General features: G+C 71.0%; 14 protein-coding genes. 10 read left to right on the forward strand and 4 right to left on the reverse strand.

Annotated features, from left to right (window positions below; all coding sequences use genetic code 11):
• Positions 1-203: 203 nt before the first annotated feature.
• From JOD27_RS30130 to JOD27_RS30155, 6 genes are read left to right on the forward strand one after another with little or no spacing between them, the layout of a single operon-like run.
• Positions 204-2,702, forward strand: a complete 2,499-nt coding sequence (locus tag JOD27_RS30130) for a class III lanthionine synthetase LanKC N-terminal domain-containing protein (RefSeq protein ID WP_204765687.1) — start codon at positions 204-206, stop codon at positions 2,700-2,702.
• Entirely contained in the window at positions 2,699-3,430 is a 732-nt protein-coding gene (locus JOD27_RS30135) for a GNAT family N-acetyltransferase (RefSeq protein ID WP_204765688.1), read from the forward strand. Before JOD27_RS30130 ends, JOD27_RS30135 begins: the two co-directional genes overlap by 4 nt.
• Positions 3,427-4,992 carry a hypothetical protein gene (locus tag JOD27_RS30140; RefSeq protein WP_204765689.1) on the forward strand — a complete coding sequence of 522 codons (1,566 nt, stop codon included), beginning with the start codon at positions 3,427-3,429 and terminating at the stop codon, positions 4,990-4,992. The genes JOD27_RS30135 and JOD27_RS30140 overlap by 4 nt, the downstream gene beginning before the upstream one ends.
• On the forward strand, positions 4,989-6,536 hold the full coding sequence (locus JOD27_RS30145; RefSeq protein WP_204765690.1) for a S9 family peptidase: 1,548 nt from the start codon (positions 4,989-4,991) through the stop codon (positions 6,534-6,536). The genes JOD27_RS30140 and JOD27_RS30145 overlap by 4 nt, the downstream gene beginning before the upstream one ends.
• Complete coding sequence (locus tag JOD27_RS30150) at positions 6,533-8,212, forward strand: ABC transporter ATP-binding protein (RefSeq protein WP_204765691.1); 1,680 nt, start codon at positions 6,533-6,535, stop codon at positions 8,210-8,212. The genes JOD27_RS30145 and JOD27_RS30150 overlap by 4 nt, the downstream gene beginning before the upstream one ends.
• Complete coding sequence (locus JOD27_RS30155; RefSeq protein ID WP_204765692.1) at positions 8,205-9,944, forward strand: ABC transporter ATP-binding protein; 1,740 nt, start codon at positions 8,205-8,207, stop codon at positions 9,942-9,944. Before JOD27_RS30150 ends, JOD27_RS30155 begins: the two co-directional genes overlap by 8 nt.
• A 13-nt stretch (positions 9,945-9,957) precedes the next feature.
• On the opposite strand, the gene JOD27_RS30160 is transcribed toward JOD27_RS30155, so the two are convergent.
• A complete protein-coding gene (locus JOD27_RS30160; protein WP_204765693.1) occupies positions 9,958-10,314 on the reverse strand; it encodes a 5-carboxymethyl-2-hydroxymuconate Delta-isomerase in 357 nt (118 codons plus the stop codon).
• A gap of 9 nt (positions 10,315-10,323) precedes the next feature.
• A complete protein-coding gene (locus JOD27_RS30165) occupies positions 10,324-10,704 on the reverse strand; it encodes a hypothetical protein (RefSeq protein ID WP_204765694.1) in 381 nt (126 codons plus the stop codon).
• A gap of 86 nt (positions 10,705-10,790) precedes the next feature.
• Here JOD27_RS30165 and JOD27_RS30170 point away from each other — a divergent pair, with 86 nt between their 5' ends.
• Positions 10,791-11,582 (forward strand): alpha/beta fold hydrolase, encoded by a 792-nt coding sequence (locus JOD27_RS30170; protein WP_239569614.1) that lies wholly within the window; start codon positions 10,791-10,793, stop codon positions 11,580-11,582.
• Positions 11,579-12,772: a PP2C family protein-serine/threonine phosphatase gene (locus JOD27_RS30175; RefSeq protein ID WP_204765696.1), complete on the forward strand. Its 1,194-nt coding sequence runs from the start codon at positions 11,579-11,581 to the stop codon at positions 12,770-12,772. Before JOD27_RS30170 ends, JOD27_RS30175 begins: the two co-directional genes overlap by 4 nt.
• Here JOD27_RS30175 and JOD27_RS30180 read toward each other — a convergent pair.
• Both JOD27_RS30180 and JOD27_RS30185 read right to left on the reverse strand, forming a co-directional pair.
• A complete protein-coding gene (locus tag JOD27_RS30180; protein WP_204765697.1) occupies positions 12,739-13,398 on the reverse strand; it encodes a response regulator in 660 nt (219 codons plus the stop codon). The two genes, JOD27_RS30175 and JOD27_RS30180, sit on opposite strands and share 34 nt — an antisense overlap.
• Complete coding sequence (locus tag JOD27_RS30185; RefSeq protein ID WP_239569616.1) at positions 13,395-14,207, reverse strand: sensor histidine kinase; 813 nt, start codon at positions 14,205-14,207, stop codon at positions 13,395-13,397. The genes JOD27_RS30180 and JOD27_RS30185 overlap by 4 nt, the downstream gene beginning before the upstream one ends.
• A 102-nt stretch (positions 14,208-14,309) precedes the next feature.
• On the opposite strand from JOD27_RS30185, the gene JOD27_RS30190 reads away from it, so the two are divergent.
• Together JOD27_RS30190 and JOD27_RS30195 are read left to right on the forward strand one after the other, a co-directional pair.
• A complete protein-coding gene (locus JOD27_RS30190; protein WP_239569619.1) occupies positions 14,310-15,002 on the forward strand; it encodes an ABC transporter ATP-binding protein in 693 nt (230 codons plus the stop codon).
• The gene (locus JOD27_RS30195; protein ID WP_307830410.1) at positions 14,999-17,323 is read left to right on the forward strand and encodes an ABC transporter permease; all 2,325 of its coding nucleotides are present in this window, start codon (positions 14,999-15,001) and stop codon (positions 17,321-17,323) included. Before JOD27_RS30190 ends, JOD27_RS30195 begins: the two co-directional genes overlap by 4 nt.
• The last annotated feature ends 5 nt before the right edge of the window (positions 17,324-17,328 follow it).

The following is a 17,328-nucleotide window of genomic DNA, read 5'->3' on the forward strand; positions in this document are numbered from 1 at the left end:
GGTGCATTCACATGGAGAAGATCGTGGACGCGAACGACCTGCTGACCCTGGGCTTCGAGGACGACGCGCTGCTGATGGAGGACAACTCCCTCTGCGCGCTGTGCTCCTGGACCGTGAGCGAGAACTGACCGGTCCTCCCGGTGATGCGGTGGGCCGCCGCCGCGCGGCCCACCGCAGGTCCCTTCTCCAGGCAGGTGAGTTCCATGCGACGACGCGTAGCCGCCGACCCGATCCGGCGCGGGGTGGGAGAGATCGCCGCCTCGTGCGCCGACACCTACACCGTGCGCGGCGAGCCTTTCTGGTGGTACTTCGACCCGACAACCGACCGCCCGCTGCTCCGTCAGGGCTGGAAGATCCACGTGAGCGCCGCGCCCCAGCACGCCCCCGAGGTCCTGCGCCGCGTCGCCGCCGTCGTCGTGCCGCGCGCGTTGCGCTGGAAGGCCGCCCGGTCCATCGACAAGCTGATGGACCTCAGCTCACCGCCCTCGCCCCTGACCCAGTCCGGCAAGTTCATCACCGTCTACCCGGACTCCGGCGTCGAGCAGCTCGCCGCCGAACTGGACGCGGTCACGGCCGAGTTCGACGCCCCCGTCGTGCCGTCCGACCGGCGATTCCGCCCGCACAGCAACGTGTACCTGCGGTACGGCGCGTTCTCCGCTTCGAGCGTCTTCGATCCGGTCGAGCAGAGTCTCCGGCACGTGCTGGTCCACCCCGACGGGCATCGGGTCGAGGACAGGCGCGCACCGGGTGTTGCCGCGCCCGACTGGGCGGACGACCTGGTGCCGGTGCGGTCCCGTGTCTTCCTGGAGCGGCCTGGCACCGGGCTGTTCGGACGCGAGATCGTGGTCGACGGTGTGCTGCGGCAGTCCGTGAAGGGCGGGGTGTTCCGGGTCCGGTACCGGGGCGTGCCGGCCGTGCTGAAGGAAGCGCGGATGGGGACGACGCCCGACCGGCTCGGTCGCGACTCCCGGACGGCGCTGCGCAACGAGTGGCAGCTGCTGCGGGTGTTGAGCGGGACCGGGCTGGCGCCGGAGCCGCTCGCGTTCTTCCACCAGGAGGACAACGCCTACCTGGTGCAGGAGTTCCTGCCCGGGCGGACGTTGCGGGCCGAGGTGGAGCGGCGCAACTACCGGGCTGCGGTGTCCGTGCCTGCTTTGGTGGAGCTGGTGGACGGGGTGCACCGGCTTGTGCGGGACGTTGAGGCGTACGGGGTTCGGCTGCTCGACCTGACGCCCAACAACATCATGGTCTCCGGGGCGCGGTTCGCGGTGATCGATCTCGAGCACGCCGGATTGGTTGATTCGCCTGAGCCGCCGTTCGTCGCGCACACGCCGGGGTATGTGCCGCCGTCGACGCCTCGGGCTGCGGACACCTCGTACGCGCTTGCGGCGATCGACCACTTCGTGCTGACTGGCATCGACCCGTTTCTGGGCAGGAACGTGACGTACGCCGAGCACCTGCCCGCGGTGTTGGAGGCGTTCGCCCCGGCCGGGCTGCAGCCCTCGGCGCTGGAAGGCGTCCGCATCAAGCTGGGTGGCGCTACCCGGTCGGTGTCAACCGATGCTGACCTCACGGTCGAGGAAGCGGTGGAGGCAGGCGAGGAACTGGTCAAGCTGGCCGAGTGGGACCGCCACCCCTGGCCGTGGCCGCAGCGCTGGGCGCCCGGCTCCATGCACCCGGCATCGTTCATGGCGGGCACCGCCGGCATCGCCCGCTTCTACCTCGACCTCCACGAAGCCACCGGCGACAGGACCTGGCTGGACCACACCGACCAACTCCTGACCTGGACCATCGACAACCATCCGGTGGTCGCGGGCCAGACCCCACCCGGCCTGTACTTCGGCCTCGCCTCCCTCCCGTGGCTCATGAGCGACCTCGCTGCCGCCGGGCACCAACCCGAGCTGTGGCACCGCGAAGCCCTCAAGTTCGACGAGGAGCTGAGCACGATCGAGGTCCACGGCTGGGACATCACCCACGGCTGGGCGGGCATCGGCCTCGCCAAGATCGCCCTCCTGCGCGCCACCGGCAAAGGCCACGAAGACGTCAAAGCGATCACCGCGAAGGTCCTCGGCGCTGTGTCGACGAAAGACGGCCTCCCGGCGTGGCCGAACAACGGCCAGTCCTTCTGCGGCTTCGCCCACGGCAGCGCGGGCGTCGCCTACTTCCTGCTGCACGCAGGTCGAGCCGTCGACGACCCAGTGGCCACGGATCTCGCGATCGCCACCGGACGCGCGCTGCTCGGTGCGGCGGTTCCAGCGGCGGAAGGCTTGTCGTGGCCGCACAGACCGGGCCAGGACACGGTGTGGTCGCACTGGTGCAACGGCGCCGCCGGTGTCGGCATCCTGTTGCACGCCCTGGCCCAGCACACCCGGGACGACGAATTCCGGGAAGGCGCGCGCAAAGCAGGCCTGGCCATCACGACAGCGCGCCCGTTCGGCAGCGTCTGCCGGTGCCACGGGCTCGCCGGTGACGGTGACTTCCTGCTGGACCTGGGCGACCACGACGGCGCTGTCCACATCGGACGCAAGCTCGACGCGCTCAGGTTCCGCGACGGGTTCTCCGTCAAGTGGGCGCCGGAAGGGCTCGGCGTGCCCAGGCCCGACTACATGCGCGGCTACACCGGCGTGCACGCGTTCCGGCTGCGGCTCGCGGGCCACGTCGCCCGCTCGCCCCTGACCCTGCGACTGGAGGAGTGCCAATGAACCTCACCGACCTCCTGGTTCACGAGATGGTCGTGGACTGGGGCCAGAGCCGCCGGGTCGTGGCGTCCCGGCACGGCGAGACGGTGTTCGAGTGTGTTGTGCGGCCGGCGCAAGGGCTCTGGTACGTCACGGAGTGCCTGCCGCAGCGCGACGACCCGGCCACCACCGACCACCTGGTCAGAGTGCTCGGGTATCTGAAGGAACAGGGGATCGGCGACGTCATCGTCCTCCACCCGGAGTTCTGGGACGTCGGCGGCACCGACTGCGGGCGGATCGTGCCGATGTGGCTGCGGCTGGACGCAGACATGATCGCCTCGTTCGAACGCGTGCTGCCCGTCGGCTACGCGGTCGAACCGTTCTCCGGCGACCTGCCGGGGGAGCCGCACGACCTCAGCGTGTTCGCCGAGCTCACGTCGAACCAGTACGGGCCGATCATCCCCGAAGCGTCCCTCAGGATCGTCGCGGACGGCAGCACGCGTGGCGCGATCGCCGTGACGGAGGACCGTGGTGTGCCGCTCGTAGGGCACCTCGTGGTCGAGCCCGCCGAGAGGGGTGGCGGGCTCGGCAGGACGTTGCTGGTGCGCGGCATGCTCGGGCTGGCGAACGCCGGGTACGTCGACTGCCGGCTCAACGTCATGGCCGACAACTTCGCCGCGCGCAGGCTGTACCGGTCGATCGGCTTCGTGCAGGACCGCGCGACGCTTCGAGCGAGCCGGGTGACGTCGTGACCGTGACGGTGCTCGAACTGGAGTCGGCACGGATTCCCGGCGTGCTGGAGGATCTCCGGGCACAGGGACACGTCCGGTACTACCTGTCCGCCGGTCGTCCGCTGTGGTTGCGCGGACCCGAGGGCCCGGCTGACCTGACCGCGGCGTTGCTGCGCTGCCACGACGAACGCGAGGCACGGCTGCGCGCCGAGGTCAGGGCGGTCAAGGAGTGGCTGGCCGAGGGTGGCCGACGGTCGGTGGTCGTGGAGCTGTTCAACCCGCCGACGAGAGACGACGTGCGCTTCCTCCAGGAATGCCGCATGCGGCTGGTGCGCGGCGAAGCGCAGTCGATCACCGTGCTGCGTCACCTTCCCGCCGCAGCGCCCGCAAATGAAGTCCTCGCGATGTTCCAGCTCGCCGGTGGATCGGTGCCGGAAGAGAAATTCCGCCATTGGCAAGCGAACCACGGCTGGGACGATGATCTGGTGCGTAGGGTCACGTCCACAAGGGACGGTCTGCGTACCTACGCGACGCCGCCACCACGTGACCTGCCGATCACTCCGGAATTGGTGGCCGAGGTCGCGCAGAGCGTCGAGGTGCCGCTGTCCACCGCCGCCCTGCTGACCGACCCGTCAGCGGCACTCGACGCCTTCACGGCCGGTGCCGCCGCCGAGGCAGCCGGTCAGGGCAGGGTGCTGTCGCGGTACGCGGGCAACCTGTACCGGCGGGCGTTGCGGGGCGACGAAGTTCCGCACGCCAAGGCCGCCGGCGCGTACCTGGCGGCACTCGTCGCCGACCGCCGCCGGGTCTCCGGCACGCTGGCCGACTTGCTGCTGGCCCAGGCGGAGAAGTGGGACGTGCGGCCGGCCGACCGGGCCATGCTCGCGTACAACCTCGGTCAGCTCCTCGCCAAGGACCCCGACCCCGCGGTGCGCAAGTCGGCCGCGCGGTGCTTCGAGCACGCCCGCGAACTGGACGTGCCGGTCACCCAGGTCGCCGCGTCCTTCAACGGCGCCGCACTGGCCCTGTACCGCGACCGCGACCTGGACGGTGCCGTCACGAGCATGCGCACCGCGCTGGAGTTGCTGGAAGGCCAGGACATCGTGGCCGACCAACAGGTTCAGCTCCTCACCAACCTCGCCAAGCTCCGCCGCGGCACGCCGGAGGCCATGTGCCTGTACCGGCGGGCGTGGGAGGCCGCGGACGGCGTCGCCAACGCCACCTACGTGGCCTCCGACCTGGTGCGGGTGCTGCTCGACGCGGGGGAGGAGCGCGAGGCGGAGGCCGTCGCGACGCGGCTGCTCGACCTCTTTGACAGCGCGGACGACCCGAACCAGGCGAGCGAGAAGGCCGTGTCCGCGGTGTGCTTCCGGCTCGCCGGCCACCGGCTCGCGGCGGGCGCGACCGCGGACGCCGCGCGCTGGTACCTCGCGGCGGTCAGCCGGATGCGGCGCGGTGCCCCCGAGGTCGTCGACACGATCCTGCGCAACCTGGGCGACCAGCCGGCGGCCCTGGTCGAGGAACGCGCCGCGCACGCGGTGATCGCCGACGACCTCCTGGCGCTGCGGGGTTTGCTCGCATGACCATCACCGAGTTCTCCCTCCACCACGACCGCCTCGTCCTCACGCGACCGGGCGAGGTCGGACTCGCCCCGAGCACCGACCTGACCGAGGTCGACTGGATCCCGGTCGGCGACTGGCACCTCGTCGGCTGGGTCGCACCGGACCTGGTGGCGTTGCGCCGGCGGGGCGAACTCGGCCTCCTGGACACCGGCCGCCGGATGCTGACCTCCACGCATCCGGTGGTCGGCCGCACCTTGCGCTACAACGGCGAAGTAGCCCTGGTCGCGGTCGTGCGCGACGGACGCCCTGTGCTGTGCGTGCACCGCCCGTCGGCCGGCACCTACCAGGTCCTCGACGCCACCGAGGGCGTGTCCTCGGTCGCCGCCTGGGACGGCACGACCATCGTGCTCACCAAGGACCGGCGAGTCGTGCTGGTGCGTTACGACGACACGAGCAGCGAACAGCTCGCCGAGATCCCCGCGGTGGCGGCTGCGGGTGACGGGCCGCTGGTCGCGGTGACCGGCGAAGGCGACGTCCCCGGCGTGCTCGACCTGGCCGGCGGCGAAGTCCGTTGGTACGCACCGGGAAGCGCGGGCATCGCGATCTCCCCGTCCGGTCTGCTGCTCACGATGGCCTGGACCGACCACCGCTACGTCTACCGGGTCCTCGACCGCGACGGTGAGGTCGTCGGCACGCCCGTGCCCGACCACGGCATCGCCACCGACCTGACCTTCACCGCGGACGAAGGCCACCTCCTCGGCCGCCACCAGTCACCGGCGGCCTCACCCGCACTGGTCCGCTGGGAGATCCACAGTGGACAGATGAGCGAGCTGCCGGGACAACAGCGCCGGAAAACCGCCGTCCGCTGGCGGCACCGCCAGTCCGCGCAGTCGCCGGAATGGCTCTACGAACCGGAAACCGGCGGCCACGGCGGCATCGTCCTGCACCTGCACGGCGGCCCCCGCAGTCAGCTGAGGCAGATCCACGAGCCGTTGATCGCCGCGCTCGTCGAGGCGGGCTGGACCGTCATCGGCATGAACTACCCCGGCAGCTCAGGCTACGGCGACGAGTTCCGCGACGTCGTCGTGGGCGACTGGGGCGGCGCCGACGTCGCCGCCGTGACCGCGCGCCTGCGGGAACTGCGCCGCGACCGGCCGGTGTGCCTGTACGGCCAGAGCTACGGCGCCTACCTCGCGTTGCTCGCCGCGTCCCGGGAACTGGTCGACGCCGTCGCGGTGTGGGCCCCGGTCACCGATCTGCCGCAGCTGCTGGCGTCCGCGACGGGCCTGCACCGGCAGTGGCTGCGCACCGAGCTCGGGGCGCTCGCCGACGACCCCGGTCAGCTCACCGCACGCAGCCCGATCACCCAGCCGTTCACCGCACGACGCCTGCTCATCGGCCACAGCAAGGGAGACGACAGGTGCCCGGTGGAGCAGTCGCGGAGGTTCGTCGAACGGCAGGGCCCAGACCGCTACCTGGAACAACCGGGCAACGGCCACGAGCCGGGCGATCCAGGGGCGTGGACGGCGGCCGTGGTGGAGCACTTCGAGGAGGTGCTGGCATGACCGCACTCCTGTGGCGAGCAGGTCGCTGGCGATTCGCCGTGTTCTGTGTGCTGGCAGCGCTCCAAGGCCTCGCCCCGGCCGCCGCCATCGCCGCATCAGGCGTCCTGGTCTCCGGCCTGCCCGCCGATCCAGCACAAGCCACCGTCGGGCTCGCCCTCTTCGGCGCCTCACTCCTCACCGGCACGGTGCTCGCCGCGGTCCTCGACCACGAAGCCGCAGTGCTCGACGGCCGTTTCGCCCGCACGATCCACGAGACGGTGGCGCACGCGACCCTCCGCACCGACGTGGAACGCCTGGTCGACCCGCGCACCACCGGCGAACTCGGCGCGCTGGCCGAGTTCGAACGCGTCGACGGCTTCGTCGGCACGGTCACCGCGTTGCGCGAACTGCTCAGGCAACGCGCGACCGGGGTCGGCGCCGCCGTGGTGCTCGCGACGTTCGCGTGGTGGGCCCCGCTGGTGATGTTCCTGGGCTGGCGCGGCCTCAGCTTCGGCGTCCGCAAATGGCTCGACCACGGCATGAACCTCGGCGCCCAGCAAGGTGAGAAGGCCCTGCGCCGCGCCCGTTACCTGCGCGGCCTCGCCGTGGACAGCCCGGCTGCCAAGGAGATCCGCGTGTTCGGCCTGGCGCGCTGGCTGGTCCCGCTGTACCGCGACTCCTACCTGGCGGCGCTGGAAGTGCTGTGGGAGGGCCGCCGTCTCGGCATGCGCACGGTCCTCGCGGCGACGGGTGGAGTGCTGCTGGCCCACCTGATCGTCCTGACCGCGATCGCCCGAACCACCACACCCGCGGAAATCGTCGTCTACGCGCAGGCGGTGCTGTCCACCAGCGCCCTGGGCTACGTCTTCGGCGCCGAGATCCCGCTGGCCCGCGCCCGCAAGGTGGCCGAGCTGGCCCTCACCCTGGCCGACCGCCTCGCGACCACGCGAACACCCGCGAACAGGACCGCGAACGCCATCGAGCTGAGGAACGTCCACTTCGCCTACCCCGGCAGGGACGACGAAGTCCTGGCGGGCGTGGAGCTGACTGTCCCCAAAGGACAGTCGCTGGCGATCGTCGGCGAGAACGGCGCGGGCAAGAGCACCCTGGTCAACCTGTTGTGCGGCATCTACCGGCCACAGCAGGGCGAGATCGCGATGCCGGGCGAGGTCAGCGCGATCGTGCAGCGGTTCACCCGCTTCGAGCTCTCGCTGCGCGACAACATCGGTTTCGGCGCCGACGACGAAGCCGTCCACAAAGCCCTGGAACGCGCCGGCGGCCTCAGCCTGCTCGACGACCTCCCGCACGGCTGGGACACGATGCTGTCCTCGTCGCACCCGAACGGCCGCGACCTCTCCGGCGGCCAGTGGCAGAAGGTCGCGCTGGCCAGGGCGTTGCTCGCGGTCGAGACCGGCGCCGAGGTCCTGATCATGGACGAGCCCAGCGCCAACCTCGACGTGCTGGCGGAGGAGGAACTCTTCGCCCGCTTCAGCAACCTGGCCGGTGAGATCACCACGATCCTCGTGTCGCACCGGCTGGCCTCCGTCCGCCACGCCGACCGCATCGTGGTCATCGCCGACGGCCGCATCGCCGAGGACGGCACGCACGCGGAACTGATGGCCGCCAATGGCCGGTACGCCGCGATGTACTCGCTGCAGGCAGAACGGTTCGCGGAGAAGGAGTGGAGCCATGCGTGAGATCCGCGTCCTCGTCGCGACGGCGTGGCGGGTCGACCGCCGCCTGACCCTGGCCATGATCGCCGAACCGCTCGGCAACACCCTCGTGCTGATGTCCGGTCTGTGGCTCGCGATGCTGACCGACGGCGTGCTCCAGCACGACCAGCGCCAGGTCGTGATCGGCATCGCCGCCCTCGTCCTCGGCGCAGGGCTCGGCTGGCAGCTCGACCTGTCCGCCAGCCAATGGCGCATGGTGCTGGGGGAGAAGGTCGCGCACGCGTTCGACACCGAGATCGCCCGGCTCTGCGCCGAACTGCCCACCCTCGACCACTTCGAGCGCTCCGAGTACCAGGACCAGCTCGAACTCCTGCGCCAGCGGCAGGGTCAGCTGGGCAACTCGATGAGCGCCCTCGCCGTGACGGTCAAGGCGACCTGCGCGGGCCTGACCGTGCTGATCCTGCTGGTCGTCGCGCACCCGGCGATGCTCGCGCTGGTGCTGCTCGCGTTGCCGGCGTTGCTGATCACCAAGACCCAGCAACGCTGGCGGGCCACCGCGGAAGACAGGTCCGCTCTGCCCGGCCGCACCGCCCGGCACCTGCGCACCGTCGCCCAGGACCGTGACGCCGCCGTGGAGATCCGTCTCTTCGGTCTGGCGGACAACCTCGAACGCCGCATCGACGCCCTCTGGCGCTCCCAGCGCGAACCGATCGACAGGGCCGAGCGCAAGGTCGCCCTCGCCTCGCTCGCCCAGCAGCTCCTGTACGTGACCGGCGTGATCGCCGCCGTCGGTTTCGTGCTGGATCAGGCAATCCAGGGCAGATCAGCCCCCGGTGACGTCGTCCTGGCGATCTACCTCAGCCAGCAGGTGCAGACCGCCGTCCTCTGGCCGATCCAGGCCGTCACGGGCTTCGGCCGCACCCTCCACACCGTCCGCCGCTACCTCTGGCTCGTCGACCACGCCAGCGCCGCGACGCCGACCGGCCACCTCCCCGCACCGGAGCGGATCGTCGAGGGCATCCGGCTGGAGAACGTGTCGTTCCGCTATCCCGGTACCGAGAAGTGGGTGCTGCGCAACGTCTCCCTCACCATCCCGGCCGGCGGCGCACTGGCGGTCGTCGGCGAGAACGGCGCGGGCAAGACCACCCTCGTCAAGCTCCTGACCAGGATGTACGAACCCACCGAGGGACGCATCACGGTCGACGGGATCGACCTCGCCGACCTCGACGCCGAGCAGTGGCGGGAACGACTCGCCGCCGCGTTCCAGGACTTCGCCCGCTTCGAGCTCACCGTCCGGCACGCGGTCGGCGTCGGCGACCTGCCCCGCCTCGACGATCCGGCCCACGTCCAGGCAGCACTGGAAAGAGCCGGCGCCGACGTCCTCCCGCAAGAAGCTCGGCTGGGCGCGTCGTGGGGCGGCCGAGACCTCTCCACCGGTCAGTGGCAACGGCTCGCGCTGGCCCGCGGACTGGCGAGAACGACCCCGCTGGTCCGGTTCTTCGACGAACCGACCGCCAGCCTGGACGCGTTCACCGAGGACGCTCTCTTCGGCAGCATGGCCAGGGCCACCGACGGCGCGAACGGCATGATCACGATCCTGGTGACGCACCGGTTCTCCACGGTCAGGTCCGCCGACCTCATCGTGGTGCTGGCCGACGGCGGTGTCGCGGAACTGGGCTCCCATCACGACCTGCTCGCCCGCAACGGCCGCTACGCGCGTCTCTACCGGTCGCAGGCCGACGCGTTCGCGGGTTGACGTGCCGGACGCGTCAGACGACGAGCTTCTGGTACTGGTCGCGATCCATGTCGTGCACCTCGAGCGTGAGCTGGGTCGGCAGCCCCTCCACCGGCTTGAGGTGCTCGCGCACGAGACCGATGCTCACCCGACCCACCTCCTGCTTCAGCTCGGCGGTCCGCCCCGACAGCAACCCGATCCGGACGTGGATCATCGCCCCGGGCGACCCGTCACCGATCACGCTCTCCTCGATCTGCCGGAACCGCGTCTTGAACGCGGCCACGTCCGAGCTGACCAGCGGTGACAGCGTCCGGTGCAGCGCGACGGCGAAGGCCTGGCGGTCGAAGGCGCCGCTCAGCTCGGCGGAGTACTCGACGGTGATCTGTGGCATCCGCTCACGCTACCGGGCGACCTTCAGCAGAGCCCGCGTCCGGCGCGCGGCCAGCGAGATCGCCGCCCAGCCCAACGCACCGGCCCACCCGGCGAGCACCGCGGCGAACGTCGGTTCCCACTCCGGCTGACCGAGCCGCAGCACCCAGCTCACACCGAACAGCACGAGCACGGCGGCGATGCCGAGATCCCTTCCGGACGTGTGGGTGCGCGGCTCGCCGAAGATCCGGTCGAGCCATTCGGCGGACGCCACCGCGATGCCCAGCAGCAGGCCCGCCGTGATGAGGTGCCAGGAGACGGCCGCCGACAGTCCGGTGAGCACGTGCAGCACGTCGAGCACCGCCGCGGTCGAGAGGAGGGCGAGCGGCAGTACGACGAGACGGCGCAGCATCTTTTCCTTCCTTTCTGGAGCAGTTCGCGACACAGGTACCCGGCCCGACCAGCTCCATACACCTAGGATCTGCAGGAGTGGACGTCATGCGCAGGAACAACGTCGTGGTCACCGGCAACGAGGCCGGCCCCGTCGTGCTCCTCGCGCACGGTTTCGGCTGCGACCAGAACCTGTGGAGCAGAATCGTCCCCGACCTGGCTGAACGGTGCCGGGTGGTGTTGTTCGACCACACCGGCTGCGGTCGTTCGGACCTGGTCGCGTGGTCTCCCGAGCGCTATCGCACCCTCGACGGCTACGCGGACGACGTGCTGGCGATCTGCCGTGCGCTCGACCTCCGGGACGTCGCACTGGTCGGTCACTCGGTCAGCGCGATGATCGCGGTATTGGCGGCGAACGAGGAACCGGACCGGTTCGCCCGGCTGGTCCTGCTCACGCCGTCACCGTGCTATGTGGACGACGGTGACTACCGCGGTGGCTTCAGCCGGGACGACATCGACGAGCTGCTCGTCGCGCTGGAGTCCAACTACCTCGGCTGGTCCGCCGCGATGGCACCGGTCATCGTGGACAACCCCGACCGCCCGGAGCTCGCGGACGAGCTGAAGAACAGCTTCTGCCGCACGGATCCCGCGATCGCGCGGGTGTTCGCACGCGCCACGTTCCTGTCGGACAACCGCGAGGACCTCCGCAAGGTGAGCGTGCCGACGCTGGTGATCCAGTGCGCCGTCGACGCCATCGCGCCGCCGGAGGTCGGGCGGTACACGCACGAGCAGATCGCCGGCAGCGAGCTGGTGACGCTGGACGCCACCGGGCACTGTCCGCAGCTGAGCGCGCCGGAGATCACCGCGCGGGCGATCCTGGAGTTCGTGGACAGCCGATGAAGCCGCCCGATGACGTGGCGTTCGCGGCGTTGCTGGAGGACAGCGCGGAGGACCTCTACGACAACGCTCCGTGCGGCTACGTCTCGACGTTGTTGGACGGCACGATCGCGAAGATCAACGCGACGTTGCTGAGCTGGCTCGGCCACGACAGGGACGATCTCGTGGGCCGCACGAGGTTCCCCGACCTGCTGACGGTCGGCGGCCGGATGTACTACGAGACGCACTTCGCGCCGTTGCTGCAGATGCAGGGCGAGCTCGGCGGCGTGGCGCTGGAGATGAGGACCGCGGACGGCACCCGGCTGCCGGTGCTGTTGACCTCCACCGTCAAGCACGGCGCCGGTGGGGATGCGCAGCTCATCCGCACCACCGTGTTCGACGCCCGCGACCGGCGCGCGTACGAGGAGGAGCTGCTGCGCGCCCGCGAGCAGGCCGAACGGGAACGCGACAGGGCCCAGCAGCTGGCCAGGACGTTGCAGCAGACCCTGCTGCCGCCTGCCCTGCCCGAGGTGCGCGGGGTCGAGGTCGCGGCGTACTACCACCCGGCGTCGCTCGACCAGGTCGGCGGCGACTTCTACGACCTCTTCCCGCTCACCGGCGACACCTGGGGCTTCTTCCTCGGTGACGTGTCCGGCAAGGGCGTCGACGCGGCGGTGGTGACGTCGCTGACCCGCTACACGCTGCGCTCGGCGGCGGTCAACGACCCGGAGCCGATCAGCGTGCTCGTGCACCTCAACACCGTAATCACCCAAGGAAAACCGCGCCTGTGCACGGTCATGTACGGCTCCGTCCGTCCCACCGCCGACGGCGCCACCGTCACGCTGGCCACGGGCGGGCACACGCCGCCGGTGCTGCTCCGCGCGGACGGCGGCGCGGAGCTGGTGCACCTGCCGGGCGGTCAGCTCGTCGGCCTGCTGCCGGACGCCCGCTTCGTCACGGCCGAAGTGCGCCTGGCACCCGGCGATGCCCTGCTGTTCTACACGGACGGGCTCACCGAGGCCCGGGTCGGCGACGACCGCTACAGCGAAGAGGCGCTGCGGGACGACCTGCGCGGCCTGGCCCCGGCCACCGCGAAATCCGTGATCGCCGCCGTGACCCGGCTGCTGAACGACCTGGGCAACGGCGTCGAGGACGACACGGCACTGCTGGCGCTGAGCGTTCAGCCGCCCGGCGCCACCAGCCCGGTCTCGTAGGCGAGCACGACGGCCTGGGCCCGGTCGCGCAGCGCGAGCTTGGCGAAGATGCGGGCCACGTGCGTCTTCACCGTCGCCTCGCTGAGGGTGAGGTCGTCGGCGATCTCGGCGTTGGACCGGCCGCGCCCGACGAACGTCAGCACCTCCCGTTCCCGCGGGGTCAGCGCGGCGAGATCCCGGTGCACGGCGGGCACGTGAGCCACCGGTGAGGCGAACTGCTCGACGAGCCTGCGGGTGATCGACGGGGCGAGCAGGGCGTCCCCGGTCTCGACGAGCCGGACGGCGGCGACGAGGTGTTCCGCGGTGACGTCCTTGAGCAGGAACCCGCTGGCACCGGCGGCGAGCGCGTCGTAGACGTACCGGTCGAGGTCGAACGTCGTCAGCATCAGCACGCGGCAGCCGGGCGACTCGCGGACGATCCGGCGGGTGGCTTCGAGGCCGTCCATGGTGGGCATGCGGATGTCCATCAGCACGACGTCCGGCTCGAGTTCCCGCACGGCTGCCACGGCCTCGGCGCCGTCGGCCGCCTCGCCGACGACCTCGATGCCGCCCGACGACAGGATCATGCGGAAGCCGATGCGCACGAACGCCTGGTCGTCCGCGATCACCACCCGTGGCGCCGTCACAGCGGGATCCTCGCGCGCACGCGGAACCCGCCACCGAGGCGCCGCCGCGCGTCGAGATCGCCACCCAGCACGGCCACGCGTTCGCGCAACCCGAGCAGGCCCCGCCCCTCACCGTCCTTCGTGGACACGGGCTCTCCCGACAACACGCTGGGACCGCTGTTGAGCACCTCGACCCGCAGGCAGTGGTCCGCGTACCTGACCGTCACGTCCGCCTTGCCGCCGTCACCGTGCTTGAGCGCGTTGGTCAGCGCCTCCTGGACGATCCGGTACGCCGTGAGGTCCACTCCGGACGGCAGCTCGCGCGGTTCACCGGAGATGCGCACCTCGACCGGCAGCCCGGCGAAGCACATCCGGTCGACCAGCGAGCTCAGCCTGCTCAGACCTGGTTGCGGGGTCAGCAGGTCCTCGCCGTCGGCCGACGGCGCGAGCAGGCCCAGCATGTGCCGCAGCTCGGTCATCGTGTCGCGCCCGGCGGACTCCACGGCCAGCAACGCGTTCGTCGCGTCGTCGGCCTCCGTGGCGAGCACCCGGCGCGCGGCACCGGCCTGCACCACCATCACACTGACGTTGTGGCTCACGATGTCGTGCAGCTCCCTGGCGATCCTGGCGCGTTCGGCGTCCACGGCCCCGCGAGCGGCGCTTTCGCGTTCACGCTCGAGCAACCAGCCGCGTTCCTCCATCGCACGGGTGTACGCGCGCTTCGCCACCGCCAGCCGCACCGCGAGAAACCCGGCGGTCAGGCAGGCGAGGACAGCGACGACCAACTCCCACACACGATCACCCTCCCAGAGCGCGAGCCGTGCGCGCATCACACCCCGGATGCAGCGCCTACATCCCCGGGATGACCCCGTCCGGCAGGTTACCTCCCCGGACTGACGCCCGTGCCCGTCGCGCCGAACAGGATGGCGGCCATGAACAACGACGTGGTCGTCGCGATAACGGACCTGCGCAAGGAGTACGCCGACTCGGTCGCGCTGAACGGGGTGTCGCTGACCGTGCGCGCGGGGGAAGCCGTCGCGGTGATGGGACCGTCCGGCAGCGGCAAGTCGACGCTGCTGAACATGATCGCGGGCCTGGACCGGCCGACATCCGGCTCGGTCGTCGTGCACGGTACGGATCTGGGGTCGCTCGACGAGACGGGCCTCGCCCTGTTCCGCAGGCGGGGGATCGGCATGATCTTCCAGTTCTTCAACCTGCTCGACGACCTGTCGGCGCTGGACAACGTCGCGCTCGCGGCCCAGCTGACCGGCACACCGGCGAGCCAGGCGCGCAAGCGGGCGCTGGAGCTGTTCGGCGAGCTCGGCATCTCCAACCGCAGGAACATCTACCCGGCACGGCTGAGCGGCGGCGAACGGCAGCGGGTCGCGGTCGCGCGGGCGTTGATGAACCGGCCCGCGCTGCTGCTCGCCGACGAACCGACGGGGGCGCTCGACAGCAGGTCCGGTGAGCAGGTGATGGACCTGCTGCTCGACCTGAACCAGATCGGCCAGACGTTGCTGCTGGTCACGCACGACGAACGGCTCGCGACCCGGTGCGCCAGCCGGGTGGTCGAGGTCGTCGACGGGCGGATCGCGCGCGAGCAGAGCCTGGAGCGGACCTCGTGAGCGCGGTGTGGAGCGCGGCCTGGGCGGCGGTGCGCCGCCGGTTGCTGCAGACGATCGTGATCGGCGTTGTCGTGTGCGCCTCGACCGCGACCATCGTGATGGCCCTCGGCCTGCTCGAATCGGCTGCCGCACCGTTCGACCGGGCCTTCGCCACGCAGCGCGGCGCTCACCTCGCGGCGGCGTTCGACCCAGCCAAGACGTCGGATGACCAGCTCAGGAAAGCCGCCGGGCAGACGGAGTCGGCGGGCCCGTTCGCTCAGTCCACTCTGGACACCTCGACCGGTGAGATCTTCAAGGGCACGCTCACGGTCGCCGGACGGGCCGATCCAGGCGGTCCGGTGGATCGCCTGACGATCTGGGAGGGCCGCTGGGCCACCGCACCCGGCGAGATCGTCCTCAACCGCGCGCCCGGCGGCAACGGCCGGACGAACCTGGGTTTCCAGCTCACCGTCCCCGGACGCCCGACGCTGACCGTCGTCGGTTTCGCCCACTCCGTCACGGGTTCCGCCGACGCCTGGGTGACTCCCGAGCAGGTCGAGGCGTTGCAGCCGACCGTGCTGCAGATGCTCTACCGCTTTCCGAACGCCGGCACAGCGGCCGAGGTCGCCGAGGGCCAGAAATCCGTCACGGCAGGACTTCCGGAAGGCGCGCTGCTGGGCACGCTGTCCCACCTCACCGTCAAGGACAAGGCCACGTCCGAGCTCGGCGTGTTCATCCCGTTCCTGCTGATCTTCGGTGTGCTCGGGCTGGTGGTGGCGGTCCTCATCGTCGCCAACGTCGTGAGCGGCGCGGTCGTCGCGGGCTTCCGGCACATCGGGATGCTCAAGGCCCTCGGGTTCACGCCGGGCCAGGTCATGGCGGTGTACCTGGTGATGGTCTCGATCCCGGCGGTCGCCGGCTGCGTGCTCGGGACGCTCGCGGGCAACGTCTTCGCCAAACCGATCGTGCAGGACGCGGTCGAGGGCTTCGGCGTGACGGAGCTGAGCTTCGCGCCGTGGGTGAACGCCGTGGCGCTGCTGGGAATGCCCGCGCTCGTGATCTCGGCGGCGCTCGTCCCGGCGATCAGGGCGAGAAGGCTGCCCGCCGCCCAGGCGATCAGCGCGGGCACGACCGCGCACAGCGGCCGGGCCCTGCGGGTTCAGCGCTGGCTCAGCGGCACGCCGTTGCCGCGCTCGGTCAGCCTCGGCCTCGGCCTGCCGTTCGCCCGCCTGGGCCGCAGCGCGTTGACCCTGGCCGCGGTCGTGCTGGGCGTCATGACCGTGACGCTCGCGACGGGCGTGACCATGTCGATTACGGCCTACAACGACGCGGTCCGCCCGTCCTACGCCGACCGGGTCGAGGTGCTGGCGGGAGGACCGCCGGGGCTGCCGGTGATGCGGAACCCGGAGATGGGGGAGCCGCCCGCGGCCGCGTTGAGCGACGCCGACGACGAGAAGATGCTGCGCGCGGTGCCGGGGACGGCCGCGGTGATGGCGGTGTCCCAGCTGGAGACCGAGGTCGCGGGCGGCACGCAGAACGCCACGGTCCTCTTCTACCGCGGGGATGTCTCCGCGCTCGGCCCGCGCGTGCTGACCGGGCACTGGCCGGACGGACCCGGCCAGGTCGCCGTCCCGTCGCGGTTCCTCAACCAGCGGGGTCTGTCGGTCGGCGACACGATCACCGTGCAGGCGAAGGAGAACCGGACCCAGCTGAAGATCGTCGGCGTGGTCCTGACGAACAACGAGGACCAGATCTTCGCGGACTGGACCGCGCTGAACGTCCTCGCGCCCGGCACCCGCGCGCACGCCTACCAGGTGAAGTTCACGCCCGGCACGGACCGCGCGAGCTTCACGGCCGCGATCGGCAAGGGCGATCCCGGTCTGCGCGTCCTGCCACCGCGCGACGGCTCGTCGTCGACAGCCGTGATCATCATCAGTGCCTCGGTGGTGCTGACCCTGGTCTTGGGGGCCGTGGCCGCACTCGGCGTGTTCAACACCGTTGTCCTCAACGCCCGCGAACGCCGCCGCGACCTCGGCATGCTCAAGTCGATCGGCATGACCCCGCGCCAGGTCACCGTGTTGCTGTCGACCTCCATGGGCGCGCTGGGGCTGGTCGGCGGACTCGTCGGAATGCCCGTCGGCGTTGCGGTGCACCAGCTTCTCGTGCCCGCGATGGCCCACGCCGGCCAGGCCGACGCCGTCGACATCCTCATGGACGTCTACCACGCGCCCGCGCTCGCGCTGCTCGCTCTCGCGGGCGTTGTGATCGCCGTGCTCGGCGCCCTCGTGCCGGCCAGGGGAGCCGCGCACCTCTCGATCGCCACAGTCCTGCACAACGAATAGGGGGA

It is taken from the genome of Lentzea nigeriaca (genome assembly GCF_016907955.1).
Classification (GTDB): domain Bacteria; phylum Actinomycetota; class Actinomycetes; order Mycobacteriales; family Pseudonocardiaceae; genus Lentzea; species Lentzea nigeriaca.

Bases quoted from the DNA above. Each gene is read 5' to 3' on its own strand.
- JOD27_RS30145 (WP_204765690.1), top strand. From the start codon at position 4,989: ATGACCATCACCGAGTTCTCCCTCCACCACGACCGCCTCGTCCTCACG.
- JOD27_RS30150 (WP_204765691.1), top strand. From the start codon at position 6,533: ATGACCGCACTCCTGTGGCGAGCAGGTCGCTGGCGATTCGCCGTGTTC.
- JOD27_RS30185 (WP_239569616.1), bottom strand. From the start codon at position 14,207: ATGCGCGCACGGCTCGCGCTCTGGGAGGGTGATCGTGTGTGGGAGTTG.
- JOD27_RS30170 (WP_239569614.1), top strand. From the start codon at position 10,791: ATGCGCAGGAACAACGTCGTGGTCACCGGCAACGAGGCCGGCCCCGTC.
- JOD27_RS30155 (WP_204765692.1), top strand. From the start codon at position 8,205: ATGCGTGAGATCCGCGTCCTCGTCGCGACGGCGTGGCGGGTCGACCGC.
- JOD27_RS30190 (WP_239569619.1), top strand. From the start codon at position 14,310: ATGAACAACGACGTGGTCGTCGCGATAACGGACCTGCGCAAGGAGTAC.
- JOD27_RS30135 (WP_204765688.1), top strand. From the start codon at position 2,699: ATGAACCTCACCGACCTCCTGGTTCACGAGATGGTCGTGGACTGGGGC.
- JOD27_RS30130 (WP_204765687.1), top strand. From the start codon at position 204: ATGCGACGACGCGTAGCCGCCGACCCGATCCGGCGCGGGGTGGGAGAG.
- JOD27_RS30175 (WP_204765696.1), top strand. From the start codon at position 11,579: ATGAAGCCGCCCGATGACGTGGCGTTCGCGGCGTTGCTGGAGGACAGC.
- JOD27_RS30160 (WP_204765693.1), bottom strand. From the start codon at position 10,314: ATGCCACAGATCACCGTCGAGTACTCCGCCGAGCTGAGCGGCGCCTTC.
- JOD27_RS30165 (WP_204765694.1), bottom strand. From the start codon at position 10,704: ATGCTGCGCCGTCTCGTCGTACTGCCGCTCGCCCTCCTCTCGACCGCG.